16 protein-coding genes are annotated in these 23,930 nt (G+C 50.3%); 13 read left to right on the top strand and 3 right to left on the bottom strand.

Annotated features, from left to right (window positions below; genetic code table 11):
• Window positions 1-214 precede the first annotated feature (214 nt).
• From M979_RS11985 to der, 10 genes are all read left to right on the top strand, one after another.
• Window positions 215-5,179 carry an alpha-2-macroglobulin family protein gene (locus M979_RS11985; protein ID WP_064555061.1) on the top strand — a complete coding sequence of 1,655 codons (4,965 nt, stop codon included), beginning with the start codon at window positions 215-217 and terminating at the stop codon, window positions 5,177-5,179.
• A gap of 13 nt (window positions 5,180-5,192) precedes the next feature.
• Window positions 5,193-7,514, top strand: coding sequence for a peptidoglycan glycosyltransferase PbpC (gene pbpC / locus M979_RS11980; RefSeq protein ID WP_064555060.1), 2,322 nt, complete (start codon window positions 5,193-5,195; stop codon window positions 7,512-7,514).
• Window positions 7,515-7,690: 176 nt separating this feature from the next.
• Window positions 7,691-8,122 carry a nucleoside-diphosphate kinase gene (gene ndk / locus M979_RS11975; RefSeq protein ID WP_034459186.1) on the top strand — a complete coding sequence of 144 codons (432 nt, stop codon included), beginning with the start codon at window positions 7,691-7,693 and terminating at the stop codon, window positions 8,120-8,122.
• Window positions 8,123-8,298: 176 nt separating this feature from the next.
• Window positions 8,299-9,465: a dual-specificity RNA methyltransferase RlmN gene (gene rlmN / locus M979_RS11970; RefSeq protein ID WP_034459184.1), complete on the top strand. Its 1,167-nt coding sequence runs from the start codon at window positions 8,299-8,301 to the stop codon at window positions 9,463-9,465.
• Between the two features lie 439 nt (window positions 9,466-9,904).
• On the top strand, window positions 9,905-10,924 hold the full coding sequence (gene rodZ, locus M979_RS11965; RefSeq protein WP_064555059.1) for a cytoskeleton protein RodZ: 1,020 nt from the start codon (window positions 9,905-9,907) through the stop codon (window positions 10,922-10,924).
• A 37-nt stretch (window positions 10,925-10,961) separates the two neighbouring features.
• The gene (gene ispG / locus M979_RS11960; RefSeq protein WP_034459180.1) at window positions 10,962-12,083 is read left to right on the top strand and encodes a flavodoxin-dependent (E)-4-hydroxy-3-methylbut-2-enyl-diphosphate synthase; all 1,122 of its coding nucleotides are present in this window, start codon (window positions 10,962-10,964) and stop codon (window positions 12,081-12,083) included.
• Between the two features lie 117 nt (window positions 12,084-12,200).
• The gene (hisS, locus tag M979_RS11955; RefSeq protein ID WP_064555058.1) at window positions 12,201-13,475 is read left to right on the top strand and encodes a histidine--tRNA ligase; all 1,275 of its coding nucleotides are present in this window, start codon (window positions 12,201-12,203) and stop codon (window positions 13,473-13,475) included.
• Window positions 13,476-13,511: 36 nt separating this feature from the next.
• Window positions 13,512-14,132 (top strand): YfgM family protein, encoded by a 621-nt coding sequence (locus tag M979_RS11950; RefSeq protein ID WP_034459176.1) that lies wholly within the window; start codon window positions 13,512-13,514, stop codon window positions 14,130-14,132.
• Between the two features lie 10 nt (window positions 14,133-14,142).
• Window positions 14,143-15,324: an outer membrane protein assembly factor BamB gene (gene bamB, locus M979_RS11945; protein WP_064555057.1), complete on the top strand. Its 1,182-nt coding sequence runs from the start codon at window positions 14,143-14,145 to the stop codon at window positions 15,322-15,324.
• 122 nt (window positions 15,325-15,446) lie between these two features.
• Window positions 15,447-16,952: a ribosome biogenesis GTPase Der gene (der, locus tag M979_RS11940; RefSeq protein WP_034459172.1), complete on the top strand. Its 1,506-nt coding sequence runs from the start codon at window positions 15,447-15,449 to the stop codon at window positions 16,950-16,952.
• A 69-nt stretch (window positions 16,953-17,021) separates the two neighbouring features.
• On the opposite strand, the gene M979_RS11935 is transcribed toward der, so the two are convergent.
• Complete coding sequence (locus M979_RS11935; protein ID WP_064555056.1) at window positions 17,022-17,633, bottom strand: lysozyme inhibitor LprI family protein; 612 nt, start codon at window positions 17,631-17,633, stop codon at window positions 17,022-17,024.
• A 166-nt stretch (window positions 17,634-17,799) separates the two neighbouring features.
• Here M979_RS11935 and M979_RS11930 point away from each other — a divergent pair, with 166 nt between their 5' ends.
• The gene (locus M979_RS11930) at window positions 17,800-18,021 is read left to right on the top strand and encodes a zinc ribbon domain-containing protein (RefSeq protein ID WP_064555055.1); all 222 of its coding nucleotides are present in this window, start codon (window positions 17,800-17,802) and stop codon (window positions 18,019-18,021) included.
• Window positions 18,022-18,024: 3 nt separating this feature from the next.
• Here M979_RS11930 and xseA read toward each other — a convergent pair whose 3' ends face one another.
• Window positions 18,025-19,407, bottom strand: a complete 1,383-nt coding sequence (xseA, locus tag M979_RS11925) for an exodeoxyribonuclease VII large subunit (RefSeq protein ID WP_064555054.1) — start codon at window positions 19,405-19,407, stop codon at window positions 18,025-18,027.
• Between the two features lie 169 nt (window positions 19,408-19,576).
• Here xseA and guaB point away from each other — a divergent pair, with 169 nt between their 5' ends.
• Both guaB and guaA read left to right on the top strand, forming a co-directional pair.
• A complete protein-coding gene (gene guaB / locus M979_RS11920) occupies window positions 19,577-21,043 on the top strand; it encodes an IMP dehydrogenase (RefSeq protein ID WP_034459164.1) in 1,467 nt (488 codons plus the stop codon).
• Between the two features lie 193 nt (window positions 21,044-21,236).
• Window positions 21,237-22,814 carry a glutamine-hydrolyzing GMP synthase gene (gene guaA, locus M979_RS11915; protein ID WP_034459162.1) on the top strand — a complete coding sequence of 526 codons (1,578 nt, stop codon included), beginning with the start codon at window positions 21,237-21,239 and terminating at the stop codon, window positions 22,812-22,814.
• A gap of 71 nt (window positions 22,815-22,885) precedes the next feature.
• Here guaA and M979_RS11910 read toward each other — a convergent pair whose 3' ends face one another.
• Window positions 22,886-23,788: a manganese-dependent inorganic pyrophosphatase gene (locus M979_RS11910; RefSeq protein ID WP_064555053.1), complete on the bottom strand. Its 903-nt coding sequence runs from the start codon at window positions 23,786-23,788 to the stop codon at window positions 22,886-22,888.
• Window positions 23,789-23,930 lie beyond the last annotated feature (142 nt).

Here is a 23,930-nt window from a genome sequence, read left to right as displayed (position 1 = left end):
AAAACAAATGACTCATAAGGTAACATGTAACCTTTCAGGCTGTGATCGCGCTTGCACTTTGAAACGACACGCTGATGAAACCGTTGCACGATGCCAGCTTCCCTTTGCGAGCGAATACGCATTGCAGAATTTGGATACTTTCGTTTTTCTGATGAACCCGCATAATAGTTCTAGAACTTGGTGATTTAATGGGCCTTATGGGCCAGGGATAAAAATGAGATCAATTCGTCTGGTAGGACTGGCAGCGACGCTGATGGCTGCATTGGCGCTTGCGGGCTGTGACAATAATGACAAACCCAAACCGGTGGCGAAGAGCGAAACATCGACTCAGCAACAGGTTGCAGCCTCTGTTAAGCCTGATGCCTCGCAGCTCGAAAAACTGGCCAAGGATTCTGCGGGTAAACCGCTGAAATTGCTGGATGCCTCTGAAGTACAACTTGATGGCGCGAGCACGTTGGTCCTCACATTTTCTATTCCCTTAGATCCCAACCAGGATTTCTCCCGGGTGGTGCATTTAGTCGATAAAACCAGCGGGAAAGTTGATGGTGCGTGGGAGCTTTCAGGCGACCTCAAAGAATTGCGTTTACGCCATCTCGAGCCAAAGCGTGAACTGATTCTGACCGTTGATAGTGGGCTTCTTGCACTCAATAAAGCAATATTCGACAGTACTTTTGAGAAGCAAATTTCGACACGAGATATTCAACCGAGTGTTGGTTTTGCCAGCCGAGGGTCACTGCTTCCGACCAAAGTGATCGCTGGCTTGCCGGTTATGGCGCTCAATGTCGATAAAATTGATGTCAATTTCTACCGCATAAAAAGTGAATCACTAGGTTCCTTTATTAGTCAGTGGCAATACCGAAACTCAGTTTCTAATTGGGAATCGGACAATTTATTAAAACTTGCTGATTTAGTTTATAGCGGCAGGTTCGATCTTAATCCTGCGCGTAATACCCGCGAAAAATTATTGCTACCGTTAGGTGAGATTAAGCCGCTACAGCAGCCTGGCGTTTATATCGCCATTATGAATCAGGCAGGCCATTACAGTTACAGCAACGCGGCGACGTTGTTTACTTTGAGTGATATCGGGGTGTCAGCTCACCGCTACCATGACCGCCTGGATGTATTTACTCAAAGTCTTGAAAACGGCGCTGCGCAGTCGAGTGTCGACATCACGTTGCTTGACGAAAAAGGGCAAACGGTGGCACAGACTAAGAGCGATGGCGATGGTCATGCGGTGCTTGAAAAAATAGAAAAAGGCACGTTGTTGCTGGCGAGAACAAGCGAGCAGACTACGATGCTGGACTTAAACCGCCCGGCGCTGGATCTAGCCGAGTTTAATATTGCTGGAGAACCCGGTTTCAGTAAGGAGCTGTTTATGTTTGGCCCAAGGGATCTCTACCGCCCTGGGGAAACCGTGCTTCTGAATGCATTGTTACGTGATAGTGACGGGAAGGTATTACCAGCACAGCCAGTAAAACTGGAAGTTGTAAAACCTGATGGTCAGGTTGCCAGAACGCAGGTCTGGCAACCAGAAAATGGCTTATATCAGTTCAGTTATCCGCTGAATCAGGATGTTCAAACGGGCAACTGGCAAGTGCGTGTAAATACGGGTGATAACCAGCCACGTATCTGGACTTTTAAAGTTGAAGACTTCATGCCGGAACGTATGGCGCTCAACATCACGAACCAATCACAATCCGTTGGCCCTGATGAGCCCGTGAGTTTCCAGGTTGCCGGGCGTTATCTGTATGGTGCACCTGCTTCCGGAAATAGCTTGCAGGGGCAATTGTTCCTTCGTCCATTACGTGATGCTGTATCGGCCTTACCTGGCTTCCAGTTTGGCGATATTAACGAGGAAAACCTCACACGAAATCTTGATGAGGTTCAGCTTCAGCTTGATGAACAAGGCAAAACAACAGTAAGTACAGACAGCCAATGGGCAGATATTCACTCTCCATTAAGGTTGGTATTGCAAGCAAGCTTGCTGGAATCAGGTGGCCGTCCGGTAACACGCCGTGCTGAGCAAGCTATTTGGCCTGCCGAAACGCTGCCGGGTATTCGTCCTCAATTTGCCAGTAAAGAAATCTACGATTACCGCACTGACAGCACACGAACCCAACCGATTGTCGATGAGGATACGAACGCAGGTTTTGATATTGTTTATGCCAATGCTAAAGGCGAGAAACTTGCGGTTTCTGGCCTTGATGTGCGTTTAATTCGTGAACGTCGAGATTACTTCTGGAACTGGGAAGAGGGGCAAGGCTGGCAGTCGCAATACGATCAGAAAGATCTCGTAGAGGCTGAACAAAAGTTGGATCTTGCTGCTGGTGAAACGGGCAAAGTGGCTTTCCCGGTTGAGTGGGGTTCCTACCGTCTGGAAGTTCGCGACCCTGATACCAATATCGTCAGCAGCATTCGTTTTTGGGCAGGCTACAGCTGGCAGGACAACAGCGATGGAGAGGGGGTTGTGCGCCCTGACCGTGTAACACTGAAAATTGATAAACCGAGTTACAAGCCTGGTGACACCATCAATCTGCATATTTCTGCCCCGGCGGCTGGCAAAGGCTATGCAATGGTTGAATCCAGTGATGGTCCGCTGTGGTGGAAAGAAATTGATGTTCCGGAGAAAGGTCTGGATATCGCTATTCCGGTTGATAAAAGCTGGCAGCGGCATGATCTGTATCTCAGCACGCTTGTTATTCGACCTGGAGATAAGAGTCGGGCCTCCACGCCAAAACGTTCTGTTGGGATTTTGCATCTACCACTGGGAGACGAAAGCCGCAGACTGGCGCTTTCTTTAGAAGCACCAGCCAAAATGCGTCCGAATCAAAACCTCACGGTAAAAGTAAAAACCAAGCCGATTAACGGTGAAATACCAAAGCAAATTCATGTGCTGGTTTCCGCTGTTGATAGTGGCGTGCTGAACATTACCGACTACAAAACCCCGGATCCGTGGGAAGCCTTCTTTGGCCGTAAACGTTATGGAGCGGATTTATACGATATCTATGGCCAGGTCATTGAGGGTGAAGGGCGGCTTGCCGCTTTACGTTTTGGTGGTGATGGCGATGAAGGTGACGAGTTAAGCCGTGGCGGTAAAAAGCCGGTAAACCATGTCACTATCATTGCTCAGCAAGCTCAACCGGTACAGCTGGATGAAAAGGGTGAGGGCACGGTTACACTCCCTATTGGTGATTTTAATGGTGAGCTACAGGTGATGGCCCAAGCCTGGACCGAAGACCATTTTGGTAGTAGTGAAGAAAAAGTTGTTGTTGCGGCTCCGTTAGTTACTGAACTTGCAGCACCACGCTTTATGGCCAGTGGGGACAGCAGCCGCCTGGCGATGGATCTCACGAACCTGACTGATCAATCTCAGCAACTGAGCATTAACCTAAAAACCACAGGTTTGCTGGCTCTGGATTCAGCTCCCTTACAAACCGTTACGCTGTTACCGGGAGCGCGCAAAACAGTGTTTATTCCGGTTCGCGCGTTGAGTGGCTTCGGTGATGGTGAGCTAACTGCACAAATTAGCGGGCTTAACTTGCCTGGCGAAACATTTGCCACACAGCAAAAACAGTGGAAATTAGGTGTGCGTCCTCCGTTCCCAGCGCAAAACATCAATAGTGGTGTGGTGCTTGCGGCTGGTGAAGTGTGGGATATTCCTCCGCAGCATATTTCCGGCCTGGCGCCTGCAACACTTGAAGGCCAGGTGCTATTGAGTGGTCGGCCGCCGTTAAACCTCGCTCGCTATATCCGAGAACTGAAAGCCTATCCATATGGCTGCCTTGAACAGACGACCAGCGGGTTGTTCCCGTCGCTTTATACCAACCAGGCACAGTTAGCTGCTCTGGGCATTACAGGAACCAGCGATGAACAGCGCCGCGCTGCAATCGACCTGGGGATTACTCGCCTGCTGGATATGCAACGCGACAATGGCAGTTTCAGTCTATGGGACAAAGAAGGGCCAGAAGAATACTGGCTTACAGCTTATGTGACTGATTTCCTCATTCGTGCGAGTGAGCAAGGTTATAGCGTTAATACTGATTCGCTAAATAAAGCTAACCAACGCCTGCAACGTTATCTCCAGGATTCAGGTGTTATCGCTTTACGCTACAGCGACGATGCTGCTGCCAGTAAATTTGCTGTTCAAGCGTACGCCGCTCAGGTGTTGGCTCGTCAGCAAAAAGCGCCATTGGGTGCCTTGCGTGAACTATGGTTGCGCCATAGCAGCGCTCGTGCTGGCTTACCGCTGGTACAACTTGGTGTGGCATTGAAGTTGATGGGGGATGCACCAAGAGGTGACGAAGCTATCAAGTTAGGTTTGCAAACCAGTCGTAGCGACGAACGTATCTGGATGGCCGATTATGGTAGTGAGTTGCGTGATAAAGCGATGATGCTGAGCCTGCTGGAAGAGAACAAATTGCTTCCAGAACAGCAGAATCAATTGCTGATGGATCTCTCTAATCTTGCATACACACAGCGCTGGCTTTCTACGCAGGAAAGTAATGCGTTGTTCCTGGCAGGACGCAACTGGCAAACGGCGAAAGGGGATTGGCAGTCACAGGTTTCTTTTGCAACGGGGTCATTATCGGGTACTCAATCAGTGACACGTAATTTGTCTGCTGAACAACTCGCAGGCCTACAGATTACTAATACCGGGACAGGTAATCTCTATCTTCGATTAGATACGGTTGGTTATCCGCAGCAGGCTCCAGCACCTTACAGCAACGTATTGCACATCGAGCGCCATTTCCTTGATGCGAAAGGCAACAGCAAGTCGTTGTCAGAATTGAAAAGTGGTGAGTTAGTGATGGTCTGGCTGGATGTATGGGCAGATAAAAATGTGCCTGATGCACTGGTCGTTGATTTGCTGCCTGCCGGACTTGAGTTGGAAAACCAGAACCTTTCAGAAAGCAGTGCCAGCCTAAGTGACAGTGATAGCCAGGTTCAGGGTTTGTTAAACCAGATGCAGCAGGCAGATATCCAGCATATGGAGTTCCGTGACGATCGGTTTGTTGCCGCGGTGCCGCTCAATGAAGGGCAGCATGCGACCCTGGTTTACCTTGCTCGCGCAGTGACTCCGGGCTCTTATAACGTGCCGGTTTCGCAAGTGGAGTCGATGTATGTACCGCAGTGGCGGGCAACAGGAACCAGCACCGGCATGCTGACTGTTCATCCATAACTGGCAAGGCAAAATGCTTAAGCCATTTCGCTGGCGGCGCCGCTATTTTCTGGTGGCACTGCCAATTATTTTATGTCTGGGGATTTGGCTGGCAGACAGGCTTTGGCCGCTGCCGCTTTCTCAGGCGAATCCCGCACGAGTTGTCGTCGCGGCTGATGGCACCCCCTTATGGCGTTTCGCTGATGAGAACGGGATCTGGCGCTATCCGGTTACGTTAAACGACGTTTCACCTCGTTATCTCGAAGCCTTAATCAACTATGAAGATCGCTGGTTCTGGGATCATCCGGGAATTAATCCTCTATCGATATTGCGTGCCGCTGGGCAAGATTTGCTTAGCGGAAAAGTGATTTCCGGTGGCAGTACCTTGACGATGCAGGTCGCCCGCTTACTTGACCCGCACCCTCGCACATTAGGGGGGAAAATCCGCCAGGTTTGGCGCGCTTTGCAACTCGAATGGCATCTATCGAAAGAACAAATCCTCACGCTCTACCTTAACCGCGCACCCTTTGGCGGGACGTTACAGGGCGTGGGGGCAGCCAGTTGGGTTTACCTCGGAAAGTCCCCGCAACACCTGAGTTATGCTGAAGCCGCTTTACTGGCGGTTCTTCCGCAAGCGCCAAGCCGTTTGCGCCCGGACCGCTGGCCTGAGCGGGCTCAAGCCGCACGTAACAAAGTTCTCCTGCGTATGGCCGAGCAAGCTGTCTGGGAGCCACAGCAGGTCAAAGAATCTCTCGAAGAACCGGTATGGCTGGCGCCACGACAAATGCCGCAATTGGCTCCGTTGCTTTCACGCTATCTGGTGAACCGCAGCAAAGATCAGAAAATAACGACAACGCTCGATGCGCCATTGCAGCGCCAACTTGAAGAACTGGCACTGAACTGGAAAGCTCAGCTCCCGCCTCGCTCATCAATGGCGATACTGGTCGTCGATCACACCACGATGGAAGTGCGTGGCTGGGTTGGTTCAGCCGATATCAACGATCAAAGCCGTTTCGGGCACGTTGATATGGTCACTGCAATTCGTTCGCCCGGATCGGTGCTGAAACCCTTTGTTTACGGCCTGGCGCTGGATGATGGGCTGATTCATGCAACATCGTTATTACAGGATGTGCCACGCCGCTTTGGTGATTACCGCCCCGGGAATTTTGATACCGGTTTTCATGGCCCGGTGAGTATGAGTGAAGCGCTGGTGCGTTCGCTCAATCTTCCGGCGGTTCAGGTACTTGAAGCGTACGGCCCTAAACGTTTTGCCGCACAATTGCGAAACATTGGTCTGGATTTGCGGTTCCCGCAAGGCAGTGAACCTAATCTCTCGCTGATTCTTGGCGGCGGTGGTGCGCGTCTTGATCAGATTGTCGCTGCATATAGTGCTTTTGCTCGCCATGGTCGAGCCGCGCAGTTACGTTTGCAGCCAGATCAACCATTAGTCGAACGCCCATTGATGTCGGCTGGTGCAGCCTGGATTATTCGCCGCATTCTGGCGGGAGAGGCGCAGCCGCAGCCCGATGCCACATTGCCAGCCGTTGTGCCGTTGGCCTGGAAAACCGGCACCAGTTATGGATATCGCGACGCATGGGCCGTTGGAATTAACCCACGTTATTTGATTGGTATCTGGACAGGGCGCCCGGATAGCACACCGGTTGCCGGGCAGTTTGGTTTAGGCAGTGCTGTACCGTTGCTTAATCAAGTTAATAACTTACTGCAAGCCAGTTCTGCGGTGCAGCAGGCACGGCTACCCGTAGATCCTCGTCCACCTTCTGTTTCCGAAGGGCAAATCTGCTGGCCGGGTGGGCAGAATTTGCCAGCCGGGGACAGTAACTGCCGGCGCAGATTAACGGGCTGGTTACTCGATAATAGCGAGCCGCCCACGCTTGAAGCACCGGGCCAGGAAGGGGTTCAGGGGTTAAGAAAGGTCGTCTGGTTAGATGAACAAGGAAAACGCGTTGCTGCTGATTGCTCGGGAGCCAGGCAGCAGATTATCTCTTTGTGGCCGCTGCCGCTTGAACCATGGTTACCAATGAATGAGAGGCGAGTGGCTCGTTTGCCGGAAGTGTCAGAGCAATGTCCACCCCAGCAGAAAGATGAAGTTACGCCTTTATTGTTGTTAGGGGTCCGCGAGGGCGCTATTTTGAAGCGTCCTCCCGGTGAGTTGCGCTTACCGCTTCGTTTAAGTGTTCAGGGAGGCCTGGGCGATCGCTGGTGGTTTTTAAACGGTGAACCGATTAGCGGAAAGAGTAGCGGAATCGCTCTAAATCTTGATAAACCGGGAGCGTACCAGGTTTTGGTTCTAGATGAAGCTGGGCAGATTGCCGCCGCTCATTTCGTATTGCAGTAGAGCGCTAGTCTAATTTTTAGGCGTTTGCATTAAAATGTTGCCGATATTCATCTTATTTTAAAAAAATGTTACCTTCATCCATAGGCAACGCGAGACTTGCTCATTATAATCGGCGCCAAATCATAACCGGTTATCCCTTCAGGGGCCGGGCAAACAGAACAGACACAGAGGTAATCATGGCTATTGAACGTACTTTTTCCATCATCAAACCAAACGCGGTGGCAAAAAACGTTATTGGTAATATTTATGCTCGTTTTGAATCCGCAGGGTTTAAGATTGTTGGCGCGAAAATGCTGCACCTGACTTCTGAACAAGCTCAGGGTTTCTATGCTGAGCACGAAGGCAAGCCTTTCTTCGATGGTCTGGTTGCGTTCATGACTTCCGGCCCAATCATGGTTAGCGTACTGGAAGGCGAAAATGCCGTTCAGCGTCACCGTGACATCCTGGGTGCAACCAACCCGGCAAATGCTTTGGCTGGTACTTTGCGTGCAGATTACGCTGACAGCTTCACCGAAAACGGCACTCACGGTTCTGATTCTGTTGAATCTGCTGCCCGTGAAATTGCTTATTTCTTCGCTGAAGGCGAAGTTTGCCCACGCACTCGCTAATAAGTATTAACTGTTAAGCGACAGTTACATTTTATTTGTCTGTACGTCGCTTTCAGCCATGGCTTCTGTGCCATAGAATTTGTACAATGCTACGCCCCGGATGAGCCTGCTCTTCGGGGCGTATCTTTTTAACCCACCTGGGGCCGTAACGTGTAACAACGAGGCCGGAAGAAATTATGTCAGAGCAAATTGTCACTCCTGAGACACCAGTTTCAGTCGTTTCCAGCAAGTCCGAAAAAATTAACCTGTTGGACCTTAACCGCCAGCAACTGCGTGAGTTTTTTGCCGAAATGGGCGAAAAACCCTTCCGCGCCGATCAGGTCATGAAATGGATGTATCACTATTGCAGTGATGACTTCGATGAAATGACTGATATCAACAAAGTTCTGCGTAACAGACTTAAAGAAGTCGCTGAAATCCGCGCTCCTGAAGTTGCCGAAGAACAGCGTTCTGCCGATGGCACCATTAAATGGGCGATCCGCATCGCTGACCAGCTTGTTGAAACGGTATACATCCCCGAAGAAGACCGCGCCACACTGTGCGTTTCCTCGCAGGTTGGATGTGCTCTGGAATGTAAATTCTGCTCAACAGCCCAACAAGGTTTCAACCGTAACCTGCGTGTTTCTGAAATCATCGGTCAGGTATGGCGTGCGGCGAAAATTATCGGCGCGCAAAAGAAAACCGGCGTACGTCCTATCACTAACGTAGTTATGATGGGCATGGGTGAACCGCTGCTGAATCTCAACAACGTGGTTCCGGCAATGGAAATCATGCTTGATGACTTTGGTTTCGGGCTTTCCAAACGTCGCGTTACCCTTTCTACTTCTGGTGTGGTTCCAGCGCTGGATAAGTTGGGCGACATGATTGATGTGGCATTGGCTATTTCTCTGCATGCACCGACCGACGAAATTCGCGACCAGATCATGCCGATCAACAAAAAGTACAACATCGAGACTTTCCTGTCCTCTGTGCGTCGTTATCTGGAGAAATCCAACGCCAATCAGGGTCGTGTCACTGTGGAATACGTTCTGCTGGATCACGTCAACGATGGTACAGAGCATGCGCATCAATTGGCAGAATGCCTGAAAGATACGCCATGTAAGATTAACTTGATCCCATGGAACCCGTTCCCGGGGGCGCCATATGGCCGTAGCTCCAACAGCCGTATCGACCGTTTCTCAAAAGTATTAATGAGTTACGGCTTCACTACCATCGTGCGTAAAACGCGTGGCGATGATATTGACGCGGCTTGTGGTCAGCTGGCTGGCGAAGTGATTGACCGCACCAAGCGTACGTTGCGTAAACGTATGCAGGGTGAACCTATTGATGTTAAAGCAGTCTGATAAACTATTGCGTTCGTCAGATAAGAACCCTGTGGCAGTGATGCTGCGGGGTTCAAAAAACACATAGTGATATCTGGCAGTTATGCAAGTTTGGCTAGTGACTTTAAGATTAATAATTACGGTGCGTTTCACCGTGCTTTAAGGCAGTATGTAACGGTACAACAATAGTTTAGGCGCATCTATTAAATCATCGCTGGTCGCAATTGACTGACAACATTAAAAATGATGTCTATGGTTAACTCATCAGTGATTAAGTCGTTCACACAATGCAGCATGTTTATGTGAACAAGTAGTTTGAGCTAAATGTTATGTTGTCTGGAGTTTACTCTCCAGAACACAGATTTGTTTCGCGAAGCGGGAGAGCGTGGTGAAGCGGAAACGCGGTGCTCCAGGACTCCTGCCTAATTCCTTAATCGAACAGTCCCAGCAATTGTAGCTAATGAATACTGAAGCCACTCACGAATCAAATGCAGCAAAAACCACGGGTGAACGTTTACGTGTTGCCCGTGAAGAACTCGGTCTTAGCCAACAAGCAGTGGCCGAACGCTTGTGCCTGAAAGTTTCTACCGTTCGGGATATTGAAGATGACAAGGCGCCTGCCGAGTTAGCGTCTACCTTCCTGCGTGGTTATATCCGTTCTTATGCGCGTCTTGTGCGTATTCCGGAAGAAGAACTGTTGCCAATGATGGAAAAACAGGCACCTATCAGAGCTGCTAAAGTGGCTCCGATGCAAAGTTTTTCACTGGGGAAACGCCGTAAGAAACGTGACGGTTGGCTGATGAGCTTCACCTGGCTTGTTTTGTTTGTCGTTGTCGGCCTGACAGGTGCGTGGTGGTGGCAAAACCACAAAGCGCAGCAGGAAGAGATCTCGACAATGGCCGATCAATCTTCAGCTGAACTTTCTGCCAGCAATAGCAACTCCCAGTCAGTACCGTTAACTACCAGCGATTCATCTACTTCTGATACTTCTGCACAGCAACCTGTGCAGACTCCAACGGTATCGCAGCCTGCGCCAGTGACTGACTCAGCATCAAATCAGGCTCCAGCAGCAACGGCTCAGCAAACCACTACAGCGGATTCTTCCGCAGTAGTGGCACCAAGCCAGGCACCTGTAGATAATGCGCAAGCCACTGCTACACCAGCAACTCCGGCGCAAAATGCCGCACTCCTCCCTACCGATCAGGCGGCTGTGGCTACTGCACCTGCAGCTGACCCGAATGCGTTAGTAATGAACTTTAACGCCGATTGCTGGCTTGAAGTGACTGATGCAACCGGCAAGAAATTGTTTAGCGGTATGCAGCGTAAAGATGGCAATTTGAATTTAGCCGGTCAGGCACCGTACAAATTGAAAATTGGTGCTCCCGCTGCGGTTCAGATTCAATTCCAGGGTAAACCTGTCGATTTGAGTCGCTTTATCAGAACTAGCCAGGTTGCACGTCTGACAGTAAGTGCTGAATAATTGCAGCCAGCATGACGCGTAATTGTGGAGATTTGTAATGCATAATGAAGCCCCAATTCAACGTAGAAAATCTAAACGGATCTACGTCGGGAATGTGCCAATCGGCGACGGGGCACCGATCGCCGTTCAGTCTATGACCAACACCCGTACTACGGATGTTGAAGCTACTGTTAACCAGATTCGAGCCTTAGAAAGAGTTGGGGCAGATATCGTTCGTATATCCGTGCCAACGATGGACGCAGCAGAAGCGTTCAGGCTCATCAAACAGCAGGTCAACGTTCCGTTGGTCGCTGATATCCATTTTGACTATCGCATCGCACTCAAAGTTGCTGAGTATGGCGTTGATTGCTTACGCATCAACCCAGGTAACATTGGCAACGAAGAGCGTATTCGCGCCGTTGTAGATTGTGCCCGGGACAAAAACATTCCGATCCGTATCGGTGTTAACGCCGGATCACTGGAAAAAGATCTGCAAGAAAAGTATGGCGAGCCAACGCCACAGGCATTGTTAGAATCGGCGATGCGTCATGTGGATCATCTGGATCGTCTCAACTTTGATCAGTTCAAAGTGAGCGTAAAAGCCTCCGACGTTTTCCTGGCGGTTGAATCCTATCGTTTACTGGCTAAGCAAATTGATCAACCGCTGCATCTCGGGATCACCGAAGCGGGCGGCATGCGTAGCGGTTCAGTAAAATCAGCGATTGGCCTCGGCTTACTCCTTTCCGAAGGCATCGGTGACACGCTGCGTGTATCACTGGCTGCCGATCCGGTTGAAGAGATCAAGGTCGGTTTCGACATTCTGAAATCTTTGCGTATCCGTGCTCGCGGCATTAACTTTATCGCCTGCCCAACGTGTTCGCGCCAGGAGTTCGATGTTATCGGTACCGTGAACGCGCTCGAAGAGCGCCTGGAAGATATCATCACGCCAATGGATGTTTCGATTATTGGTTGTGTGGTGAACGGGCCGGGCGAAGCGCTGGTTTCCACTTTAGGTGTGACCGGTGGCCACAAGATGAGTGGCTTCTACGAAGACGGTGTGCGTCAGCGCGAGCGAATGGATAACGAAAACATGATTGCGCAGCTGGAAGCGCGTATTCGTGCCAAGGCTTCCATGCTCGATGAATCGCAGCGGATTAGTATCCAGCAGTTGGAAAAATAGTGCGAAACATGGGAAGCATTCGGCTTCCCGTGTATGATTGAACCCGCCAGACGTTTTGTGACAGCAAACAGTCTGATTTCGGGTTCATTTTTTGTATAAATTCGGTAGAGAATAAACGTGGCAAAAAACATTCAAGCCATCCGCGGCATGAACGATTACCTGCCTGGCGAAACCGCCATTTGGCAGCGCATTGAAGGCATTCTGAAACAGGTGCTCGGCAGCTACGGTTACAGTGAAATCCGTTTGCCGATTGTAGAGCAGACCCCGTTATTCAAACGCGCAATCGGTGAAGTGACCGACGTGGTTGAAAAAGAGATGTATACCTTTGAGGACCGCAACGGCGATAGCCTGACTCTGCGTCCTGAAGGCACCGCGGGCTGCGTGCGTGCCGGTATCGAACATGGTCTTCTGTACAATCAGGAACAGCGCTTGTGGTACATCGGGCCGATGTTCCGACATGAGCGTCCGCAAAAAGGGCGTTACCGCCAGTTCAATCAGCTGGGTGTCGAAGTATTTGGTCTGCAAGGGCCAGATATTGATGCTGAGCTTATTATGCTGACTGCACGCTGGTGGCGCGCATTGGGTATCGACCAGCACGTAAGCCTGGAACTGAATTCAATTGGTTCGCTTGAAGCACGTGCTAACTACCGTGATGCGCTGGTCGCGTTCCTGGAACAGCATAAAGAGAAGCTGGACGAAGATTGCCAGCGTCGCATGTACAGCAACCCATTGCGCGTACTGGACTCTAAAAATCCTGAAGTTCAGGCTCTGTTGGATGATGCGCCAACGCTTGGCGACTATCTGGACGAAGAGTCCCGTGAGCATTTCGCTGGTTTGTGCCAATACCTTGATGCTGCCGGTATCGCGTATACCGTGAATCAGCGCCTGGTACGCGGTCTGGATTACTACAACCGTACCGTTTTCGAATGGGTGACAAGCAGCCTGGGTTCCCAGGGCACCGTTTGCGCGGGTGGCCGTTACGACGGTTTGGTCGAGCAACTGGGTGGCCGCGCGGCACCTGCTGTAGGCTTCGCCATGGGTCTGGAACGACTTGTTTTACTGGTTCAGGCTATCAACCCGGAATTTAAAGCAGAATCTGTTGTCGATATTTACCTGATATCGTCAGGTCAGGGAACGCAAGCGGCAGCGATGCTGTTAGCTGAGCAATTACGTGATCAGGTCCCGGCTATCAAGCTAATGACCAACTATGGCGGTGGCAACTTCAAGAAGCAGTTCGTCCGTGCAGATAAATGGGGCGCACGTGTAGCCCTGGTGCTGGGCGAAACCGAAGTTGCAAGTGGTCAGGTCGTCGTGAAGGATCTGCGCACAGGTGAGCAAACTACCGTTGAGCAAGTAAACGCGGTCGCTCATTTGCAGGCGCTACTGGGTTAATTTCCCCAGTGATAAATCGTTAAGGAGAAGGACTGCGTGGAAATTTACGAAAACGATAACGAACAGGTTGATGCGGTAAAACGCTTCTTTGCTGAAAATGGTAAAGCGCTAGTGGTTGGTGTCGTATTAGGTATTGGCGCACTGGTTGGTTGGCGTTACTGGAACAGCCATCAGGTTGAAAGCTCGATGGCTTCTTCTCTGGAATATCAAACTGTGACAGATGCTGTGCGTGCCGATCAACCTGCAACACTGAGTGCTGCAGAGAAATTTGCTGCCAGCACGAAGAATACATATGGCGCTTTAGCGTCATTGGAACTTGCGCAGAAATATGCTGATAACAATGATCTGGCGAAAGCGGCAGCTCAATTGCAGCAAGGCCTGAGCAGCACCAGCGATGCAAATTTGCAGGCGCTGATCAACGCACGTCTGGCACGTATTCAAATACAACAAAAGCAATCTGATGCGGCGCTGAAAACCCTCGACAGCATTAAAGGCGAAGGTTGGGTAGCGATTGTTGCTGATTTGCGCGGTGAAGCGTTGCTCAGCAAAGGGGACAAGCAAGGTGCACGCGATGCGTGGAGCAAAGGCTCACAAACTGATGCTTCTCCAGCCCTGCGCGAAATGATGCAGATGAAAATTAATAATTTGTCGAGCTAAGAGGGACCCGATGCAATTGCGTAAACTACTTGTACCAGGGCTGATTTCTCTGATGCTGCTCAGCGGTTGTTCACTGTTTAGCGGTGAAGAAGACGTGGTAAAGATGTCTCCACTGCCGACAGTTGAAAACCAGTTTGAACCTGAAAAATCATGGAGTACTTCTGTTGGTAGCGGTATTGGTGATTTCTATTCCAATCTGCATCCAGCGTGGCAGGACGGCAATATTTATGCCGCAGATCGCCGTGGTACCGTTAAAGCCGTCAATGCGGATGATGGTAAAGAAGTCTGGTCTGTTGATCTTTCTGAAAAGACAAACTTCTATTCCAGCAATCTGCCAGCACTGCTTTCTGGTGGTGTAACTGTTGATGGTGCGCACGTATATATTGGTAGTGAGAAAGCGCAGGTTTATGCGCTTAACACCTCTGATGGTAGTATTGCATGGCAAAGCAAAGCTGCAGGCGAAGTTCTTTCGCGTCCTGTAGTCAGCGACGGTTTAGTTCTGGTTCACACCAGCAACGGCCAGCTTCAGGCATTTGATGAAACTGACGGTGCAGTGAAATGGACCGTAAATCTGGATATGCCAGCACTTTCTCTGCGCGGTGAATCTGCACCAGCAGTAGCGTTTGGTGCCGCGATTGTTGGTGGTGATAACGGTCGCGTTAGCGCAGTGTTAATGAAGCAAGGCCAGCTTATTTGGCAACAGCGTATCTCTCAGGCAACTGGTGCTACTGAAATTGACCGTCTGAACGATGTTGATACCACGCCTGTCATTGTTAACGGTGTGGTCTATGCTCTGGCATATAACGGTAACCTGACAGCGCTGGATCTGCGTTCAGGTCAGGTGATGTGGAAACGTGAGTTGGGTTCAGTAAACGACTTCATTGTAGATGCAAACCGTATTTTCCTTGTCGATCAGAATGACCGCGTTGTAGCTCTGAATGCTGATGGCGGTGTAACGCTCTGGACGCAAAGCGATCTGCTGCACCGTAATCTGACCTCTCCTGTTCTGTACAACGGTTATCTGGTTGTAGGTGACAGCGAAGGGTATATGCACTGGATCAATGCCGATGATGGCCGCTTTGTTGCTCAACAAAAAGTGGACAGTTCTGGCTTCCAGACTGAGCCAGTTGTTGCCAGCGACAAGCTGTTGATTCAGGCGAAAGACGGTACGTTGTACGCTATCAAGCGTTAAATTTGCCTGAAGTAATTTTAAGTGCGAAACGGTTCCGGTAGTCCAGGAGCCGTTTCCTGTTTTTAGAAACGATGTGTTTTGACGTCGTTTTAAGATGAATTTTGAGTTATGAGGTTTTAATCATGGTACCTGTGGTTGCGCTTGTCGGGCGCCCTAATGTCGGAAAATCCACGTTGTTTAACCGCTTGACGCGTACCCGAGATGCGCTGGTCGCGGATTTCCCGGGGCTGACTCGCGACCGCAAGTATGGTCGTGCTGAAGTGGAAGGTCGCGAATTTATTGCTATTGATACCGGTGGTATCGATGGTACGGAAGACGGTGTTGAAACGCATATGGCGGCACAATCGCTGCTGGCCATTGAAGAAGCCGACGTCGTGCTGTTTATGGTTGATGCGCGTGCTGGCCTGATGCCTGCCGATGAAGCTATCGCTAAACACCTGCGTTCACGTCAGAAGCCTACCTTCCTGGTGGCGAACAAAACGGACGGTATGGACCCAGACCAGGCGGTTATTGATTTCTACTCTCTGGGTTTAGGTGAAATTCACCCGATTGCTGCTTCTCATGGCCGCGGCGTGACAACCCTCCTTGAACACGTTCTGATTCCTTTCATTGACGAAAAAAATCCGCGTGAGCCGGAAGAAGAAATTGATGAAGATGCAGCCTACTGGGCAGCATTCAATGCTAAAAATGGCATTGTGACTGAAGACGAAGAAGAGATTGAAGAAGAGGAAGAAGAAGCTTTCAATCCTCAGGATCTACCAATCAAATTGGCGATAGTTGGCCGTCCGAACGTAGGTAAGTCAACGCTTACTAACCGTATTCTTGGCGAAGATCGCGTTGTGGTCTACGACATGCCGGGGACCACTCGCGACAGCATCTATATTCCAATGGAACGTGATGATCGCGAATTCATTCTTATCGACACTGCTGGTGTACGTAAGCGTGGCAAAATCACTGAAACTGTTGAGAAATTCTCGGTAATCAAAACGCTGCAAGCGATTGAAGATGCCAACGTTGTGTTGCTGGTGATTGATGCTCGTGAAGGTATTTCCGATCAGGATCTTTCCCTGCTTGGCTTTATCCTGAATAGTGGGCGCTCACTGGTGATTGTGGTCAACAAGTGGGATGGCCTGAGCAACGAAGTGAGAGAGCAAGTCAAAGAGACGCTGGATTATCGTCTTGGTTTCATCGACTTTGCTCGCGTGCATTTCATCTCTGCATTGCACGGTAGCGGAGTAGGCAACCTTTTCGAATCTGTTCGTGAAGCGTATGACAGCTCAACACGCCGTGTAAGCACTGCGTTGTTGACCCGCATCATGGCAATGGCTGCTGAAGATCACCAGCCACCTTTGGTACGTGGCCGTCGCGTTAAGCTGAAATATGCTCACGCCGGTGGTTATAACCCGCCAATCGTTGTTATTCACGGTAACCAGGTAAAAGACCTACCTGACTCGTATAAGCGCTATCTGATGAATTACTTCCGCAAATCGCTGGATGTAATGGGTACGCCAATCCGTATTCAGTTCAAAGAAGGGGAGAACCCGTTTGCCAACAAACGTAACACCCTGACGCCGAACCAGATGCGTAAACGCCAGCGTTTGATTAAACACATCAAGAAAAGTAAATAATTCGTCGCGCTGATTACCGCTTACGAAAAGTGAAAAACCCGGTTTTTACACCGGGTTTTTTTATAACCGTTATTCCTTGATATCATACTTACTTTGCAGCTCACTCAAACGTTGTTGATAAGAGTTTGCAAGGCATGCGTTTTTATCATCTTCTTTCCAGCACTCATTTCTTCCCTTAATCCACCCACGCTGCTCAGCTTTAAGCGTTGAATTATTATGGGATTTTACCAGTGCCTGTTTGTAGGTTTCGGTTAACTTAAGATCCATTGCGGATAGCGTGGAGCTTTGGCAGATAAGATCTTCCATACTGTCTTTAGTGACCGCCGCGCAAGAAAACGATGGACCTGATTTTGCTGAGGTTGTCTTCTGTGCCGTTGGGGCAAAACTCACTTCATCCTCGGCTAAACAGACCCCATGGGTACGATTCGGGCCCGTGAAGGAAATCTCAGGGTTACCTTCTGTTGAACGCGCAATACTGATAACCGTTTTTCCACTGGTTGCTTCCCAATAGGTGGGGCTGCTCTGTTTTATCGTCGCTTTTTGGCCATCAACCCAAACGCCGCCATTACCATCACTGTATACGCCGCCTGTTTTTCCACAGCTAAAATTGAATGCTTGTGGAGGAGCTGCAAATGAAGCCAGAGGAAGCAAGGCAAGTGCTATTAACGTTAGCTTTTTCATTATCAAACCTTTAGATGAAATCGGTGATATTCAATGGATACTTATAATATAAGTAGCAAATGAGGGAACACGCGACAAGGAGCGTTATTGATGCTTATTCGTATGTTTGTCTTTATCATCAAAGACAACAACTCAAGCTTTCGTAGAAGTGTTATCAGGAGTAATGATGGAAACTAAATGCCCCGTGTGTGAACAACCGCTACAGCAAATAGGCTCAGGTGCGCACTGCGAAACATGTCAGCAGGATTTTCACCTGGAAGCGCGCTGCCCGGATTGCCACAAACCACTGGAAGTATTAAAAGCCTGTGGGGCAGTCGACTATTTCTGCCAGAACGGCCACGGGCTGATTTCAAAGAAACGCGTCGAGTTCGTGCCCGTTGCTGACTAAGTTCTAAGTTTTTGCTACAGCTTTACGCTTGCGAACAGGTTTCACCGGTGTAATGCCGGTGACCTGGCTTTCCACCCAACCATCTTCAAGACGCGTAGTTAGCGTATCCCCGGATTGCACCTGTCTGGTTTTCTTCAGCACTTTGCCGTCTGTCGCCGTTGTCACGCTATAGCCACGAGCGAGAGTTGCCAGTGGACTGACAGCTTCAAGCTGCGTGATAGCTGTGCCAAAGCGTTGACGAGTACTGTTCAGACGCGCGGTAACAACCTGCGATAAACGATATTCAAGCTGTTGCAGGCGAGTCTGCGCACGATGAATTCTTGGCTGCGGTTGCTGTTGATTCAAACGCTGCATCAGGCGTTGCTGTAGTTGAGTGCTACGGCGCAGCTTTGCATCCATCGCGACATTCAGGCGCTGTTGCAGGCGCTCAAGCGTGGTTTGCTGGCGCGCCAAACGCAACTGCGGATGCTGCTGTTGTAAGCGGTGATATAAACGAGTGAAACGCTGCGTACGCTGAGCGAGATAGTAATCCATCGCCATTTCCATACGCTGTTGGTGCGACTGAATCTGGCGCAGCAGTTCGACCTGATTTCGACTAACAATTTCTGCCGCAGCGGATGGCGTTGGTGCACGAACATCTGCCACAAAATCGGCGATCGTGACGTCAGTTTCATGGCCTACGGCGCTAACGACCGGAATTGCACTGGCGAAAATCGCTCGTGCTACACGCTCATCATTGAAGCTCCACAAGTCTTCAAGCGAACCGCCTCCGCGTCCAACAATCAGCACGTCACACTCTTTGCGCTGGTTTGCCAGTTCAATGGCGCGAACAATTTGCATCGGCGCATCGTTGCCCTGTACCGCCGTCGGGTAAATGATCACTGGCAGCGAGGGATCACGACGTTTTAGCACATGCAAAATATCATGCAGAGCAGCACCAGTTTTTGAAGTAATAACCCCAACCTGGCGCGCAGGCGTTGGCAATGACTGCTTGTGAATGTGGTCGAACAAACCTTCAACGGTGAGGCGTTGTTTTAATTCTTCATACTGCTGTTGCAGCAGCCCTTCACCGGCAGGCTGCATACTTTCAACGATTATCTGGTAATCGCCGCGCGGCTCGTAAAGCGTGATGGTGGCGCGCACCAAAACCTGCTGCCCGTGTTGCGGGCGGAAGGTGACGCGACGATTACTGTTGCGAAACATTGCCCCGCGAATCTGCGCCGTATCGTCTTTAAGTGTGAAGTACCAGTGGCCAGAAGAGGGTTGGGTAAAGTTGGAAATTTCGCCGCTGATCCAGACTTGCCCCATCTCTTGTTCCAGCAGCATGCGGACCGTCTGATTCAGGCGGCTGACAGTAAAAATTGAAGGGGTATTTATCGTTGACATGTGACCTGGATCAAACTCTAAATCAGCAAGTTATTCGGTCGATAGTACCTTCCATATCGTACTTGGCAAGGAGTTTTCTGAAAAAAGTGTGGATGCAATCGATTCCGCTCTGTATAATGCCGCGGCAATATTTTATCTGTTCTCATTCACCCCAGGTTGAGATATTGCCATGCTACGAATCGCTAAAGAAGCACTGACGTTTGATGACGTTCTCCTCGTTCCAGCTCACTCTACAGTTCTGCCTAACACGGCCGATCTCAGCACCCAACTGACCAAAACTATTCGTTTGAATATCCCTATGCTGTCCGCAGCAATGGATACCGTAACGGAAGCCCGTCTGGCCATTGCATTGGCTCAGGAAGGTGGACTTGGTTTCATTCACAAAAACATGTCGATTGAACGCCAGGCTTCTGAAGTCAAACGCGTGAAAAAACACGAAAGTGGCGTTGTTACTGACCCACAGACCGTGCTGCCGACAACCACCTTGCACGAAATTAAAGAACTCACCGAGCGTAACGGCTTTGCGGGTTACCCTGTCGTGACTGAAGGTAACGAACTGGTTGGTATTATTACTGGCCGTGATATTCGTTTCGTTACCGACCTGAGCCAGCCTGTTAGCGTGTACATGACGCCGAAAGAGCGTCTGGTTACCGTGAAAGAAGGCGAAGCGCGTGATGTCGTGTTATCGAAAATGCACGAAAAACGTGTTGAGAAAGCGCTGGTTGTAGACAGCAATTTCCATCTGCTCGGCATGATCACCGTAAAAGACTTCCAGAAAGCAGAACGTAAACCTAACGCTTGTAAGGACGACCAGGGCCGTCTGCGTGTTGGGGCTGCCGTTGGCGCAGGTGCAGGCAATGAAGAGCGTATCGACGCTCTGGTGGCTGCTGGTGTCGATGTTTTACTGATTGACTCATCTCATGGTCATTCCGAAGGCGTTCTGCAACGTATTCGTGAAACCCGTGCCAAATATCCTGACCTGCAAATCATCGGTGGTAACGTCGCGACTGCAGCTGGTGCACGTGCTTTGGCTGAAGCCGGTGTGAGCGCGGTTAAAGTGGGTATCGGTCCTGGTTCAATCTGTACTACGCGTATCGTTACCGGTGTTGGTGTTCCGCAAATTACTGCGGTTGCTGATGCTGTTGAAGCACTGGAAGGGACGGGCATTCCCGTAATCGCTGACGGCGGTATCCGTTTCTCTGGTGATATTGCGAAAGCCATCGCGGCTGGTGCATCTGCGGTGATGGTTGGCGGTATGCTGGCAGGGACTGAAGAATCTCCAGGTGAAATCGAACTTTACCAGGGTCGTTCTTTCAAATCCTACCGTGGCATGGGCTCTCTGGGCGCGATGTCCAAAGGCTCTTCTGACCGTTATTTCCAGACTGACAACGCCGCCGACAAACTGGTGCCGGAAGGTATCGAAGGTCGTGTGGCTTACAAAGGTCGTCTGAAAGAGATCGTTCACCAGCAAATGGGTGGCCTGCGCTCCTGCATGGGCCTGACTGGTTGTGGTACCATCGACGACCTGCGTACCAAAGCGGAATTCGTGCGCATCAGCGGTGCGGGCATTCAGGAAAGCCACGTTCACGACGTGACAATTACCAAAGAGTCCCCGAACTACCGTATGGGTTCTTAATTCTTTTCGACCTGATTGCTCGTCATACTTCGAGCTGCAAATGTGTTGGCTGCACTCGCTCACCCCCAGTCACTTACTTATGTAAGCTCCTGGGGGATTCTCGAGCTTGCCGCCTTTTGCAACTCGAATTATTTAGAGCCACTGTTTAGGGCGATTTATTTTATCTGTTTCACTTGCCTCGGAATAAGCGTCAATGACGGAAAATATCCATAAACATCGCATACTTATCCTTGATTTCGGTTCTCAGTACACTCAACTGGTTGCGCGCCGAGTGCGTGAGCTGGGTGTTTACTGTGAGCTGTGGGCATGGGATGTCACGGAAGCACAGATTCGTGAATTTAATCCAAGCGGTATCATCCTTTCTGGTGGCCCGGAAAGTACCACTGAGCAGAACAGCCCGCGTGCACCAGAATATGTCTTTACCGCAGGCGTCCCGGTATTTGGCGTGTGCTACGGCATGCAGACCATGGCGATGCAGCTTGGCGGCCACGTTGAATCCTCTACTGAACGTGAGTTTGGTTATGCGCAGGTTGAAGTTGTAACTGACAGTGCGCTGGTTCGCGGCATTGAAGACTCTCTGAGTGCAGATGGCAAACCACTGCTCGATGTCTGGATGAGCCACGGCGATAAAGTCACCGCGATTCCTTCTGATTTCGTCACCGTTGCCAGCACCGAAACTTGCCCGTTTGCGATTATGGCGAACGAAGAAAAACGTTTCTATGGTGTGCAGTTCCACCCGGAAGTGACCCATACCCGCCAGGGCCTGCGTCTGCTGGAGCGTTTTGTTCTGGATATCTGCGGCTGCGAAGCGCTGTGGACTCCGGCAAAAATTATCGAAGATGCGATTGTTCGCCTGCGTGAGCAAGTCGGCAACGACAAGGTGATTCTTGGCTTGTCCGGTGGTGTGGATTCATCCGTAACCGCGATGCTGCTGCACCGTGCGATTGGTGACCGTCTGACCTGCGTGTTCGTAGACAATGGCCTGCTGCGTTTGAACGAAGCGCAACAAGTTATGGATATGTTTGGCGACCACTTCGGCCTGAACATCGTTCACGTTAAAGGCGAAGAGCGCTTCCTGTCGGCGTTAGCGGGCGAGAACGATCCAGAAGCGAAGCGTAAAATCATTGGCCGCGTGTTCGTTGAAGTGTTCGATGAAGAAGCACTGAAACTGGAAGACGTGAAGTGGCTGGCGCAGGGTACCATTTACCCTGACGTTATCGAATCTGCTGCTTCTGCGACCGGTAAAGCACACGTCATCAAATCTCACCACAACGTGGGCGGCTTGCCGAAAGAGATGAAGATGGGTCTGGTTGAGCCATTGCGTGAGCTGTTCAAAGACGAAGTGCGCAAAATCGGCCTGGAACTGGGCCTGCCATACGACATGCTTTACCGCCACCCGTTCCCGGGTCCAGGTTTAGGCGTACGCGTACTGGGTGAAGTGAAGAAAGAGTATTGCGACCTGCTGCGTCGTGCTGATGCGATCTTTATTGAAGAACTGCACAAAGCAGATCTCTACAACAAAGTGAGCCAGGCATTCACCGTGTTCTTGCCGGTACGCTCAGTTGGCGTGATGGGCGATGGCCGTAAATATGACTGGGTTGTCTCCCTGCGTGCTGTGGAAACCATCGACTTTATGACCGCACATTGGGCGCACCTGCCATACGATTTCCTTGGCCGTGTTTCCAACCGCATCATCAACGAAGTTAACGGTATTTCCCGCGTGGTTTACGATATTTCTGGTAAACCGCCAGCAACTATCGAGTGGGAATAATTAGTCGTTAGGTAACACTAATAACTGTTGTTTCTTCATCAAATTAAAGCCCATTTTTTAATGGGCTTTTTTTATGGTGCCGTTTGGCTGAGTCGCGTGTGCAACCAGGGTAGCAGCTGTTTTTTGCGACTTAGCATTCCGGCGATGGTGCAGGGCGCATTATCAGCAAGTGCCGGGCCAGCAAAATAGAGTCTTGAACACTCAGCGCTGATATCGGTCAGCATCAATACAACCAACCCAGCCCCTGATGTAGTGACACGCAGCTCCATCGCCGATTTAAGCTCATCAATAAGCGGCTCTACTTGCTCAAGAGAATATAGTTCGAGTTGTGCGGCGAGGACTTTATTCCCCGAAATATCAAACATTTTACTGTCTTTATTGAGCAACTCATCCGCGCTCAAACCGATGATATCTGTCTTGGCAGTCAGCAAATCACGAATGAAATCTTCACGCTCCACCTTTGTGAGAGCACAGAGCTCATCAACGGCCTGGTGGTCTTCTTCAGTGGTGGTCGGTGAGCGAAGGGCGACGGTATCACTTAACACTGCGCCCAATAGCAAAATGGCTTCATTAGGGGAGATCTCACGGCGATGAGCTGGGGTCATCAACTGCCATAATAATGTTGCACTGCTGCCGACAGGTTTAATCCAGACTTCAGGAGGGAGTTGAGTGATCAGGCCGCCAAGACGGTGGTGGTCGATAATTCCAACGATATTGCTTTCATTGAGCGTGGCCGGTCCTTGTGCGGGTTCGGTGAAATCAACCAGCCAGACATCTTTGCCAGCAAGAGAATCATTAAGCAGTGGTGGGGGCGTCAGGTCAGCATGGTGGAAAATATAGGCTGTTTCTCTATTTAACTCGCCGAGGCGAAACGCCTGAGCATGCTGCCCTTTAATCGTTAGCCAACGCGCAGCTACATAGGCCGTGCAGACGGTATCGCTGTCCGGATTTAAATGGCCAAAGACATGTATCATTTAATCTCTCCTGGTCACAATTCTATCTGCTTAGTGGCCTGTCTTCAGAGTATAGAATGCCATAAGTTCTGTTTTCACAACCGAAGAGTGGGCAGCATAAATTCGCTGTTATGAAGGGAAATAAAAAACCCTCAGTTCATTT

The organism is Buttiauxella noackiae ATCC 51607, assembly GCF_001654865.1.
GTDB classification, from domain to species: Bacteria; Pseudomonadota; Gammaproteobacteria; order Enterobacterales; family Enterobacteriaceae; genus Buttiauxella; species Buttiauxella noackiae.
Note: the sequence above shows the minus strand (reverse complement) of the source record. Positions and strands in the feature narration are given on the sequence as shown.

Coding starts and splice junctions, on each gene's coding strand:
- M979_RS11985 (WP_064555061.1), top strand. CDS start 215: ATGAGATCAATTCGTCTGGTAGGACTGGCAGCGACGCTGATGGCTGCA.
- rodZ (WP_064555059.1), top strand. CDS start 9,905: ATGAATACTGAAGCCACTCACGAATCAAATGCAGCAAAAACCACGGGT.
- guaA (WP_034459162.1), top strand. CDS start 21,237: ATGACGGAAAATATCCATAAACATCGCATACTTATCCTTGATTTCGGT.
- bamB (WP_064555057.1), top strand. CDS start 14,143: ATGCAATTGCGTAAACTACTTGTACCAGGGCTGATTTCTCTGATGCTG.
- pbpC (WP_064555060.1), top strand. CDS start 5,193: ATGCTTAAGCCATTTCGCTGGCGGCGCCGCTATTTTCTGGTGGCACTG.
- ndk (WP_034459186.1), top strand. CDS start 7,691: ATGGCTATTGAACGTACTTTTTCCATCATCAAACCAAACGCGGTGGCA.
- rlmN (WP_034459184.1), top strand. CDS start 8,299: ATGTCAGAGCAAATTGTCACTCCTGAGACACCAGTTTCAGTCGTTTCC.
- ispG (WP_034459180.1), top strand. CDS start 10,962: ATGCATAATGAAGCCCCAATTCAACGTAGAAAATCTAAACGGATCTAC.
- M979_RS11930 (WP_064555055.1), top strand. CDS start 17,800: ATGGAAACTAAATGCCCCGTGTGTGAACAACCGCTACAGCAAATAGGC.
- M979_RS11935 (WP_064555056.1), bottom strand. CDS start 17,633: ATGAAAAAGCTAACGTTAATAGCACTTGCCTTGCTTCCTCTGGCTTCA.
- xseA (WP_064555054.1), bottom strand. CDS start 19,407: ATGTCAACGATAAATACCCCTTCAATTTTTACTGTCAGCCGCCTGAAT.
- guaB (WP_034459164.1), top strand. CDS start 19,577: ATGCTACGAATCGCTAAAGAAGCACTGACGTTTGATGACGTTCTCCTC.
- der (WP_034459172.1), top strand. CDS start 15,447: ATGGTACCTGTGGTTGCGCTTGTCGGGCGCCCTAATGTCGGAAAATCC.
- M979_RS11910 (WP_064555053.1), bottom strand. CDS start 23,788: ATGATACATGTCTTTGGCCATTTAAATCCGGACAGCGATACCGTCTGC.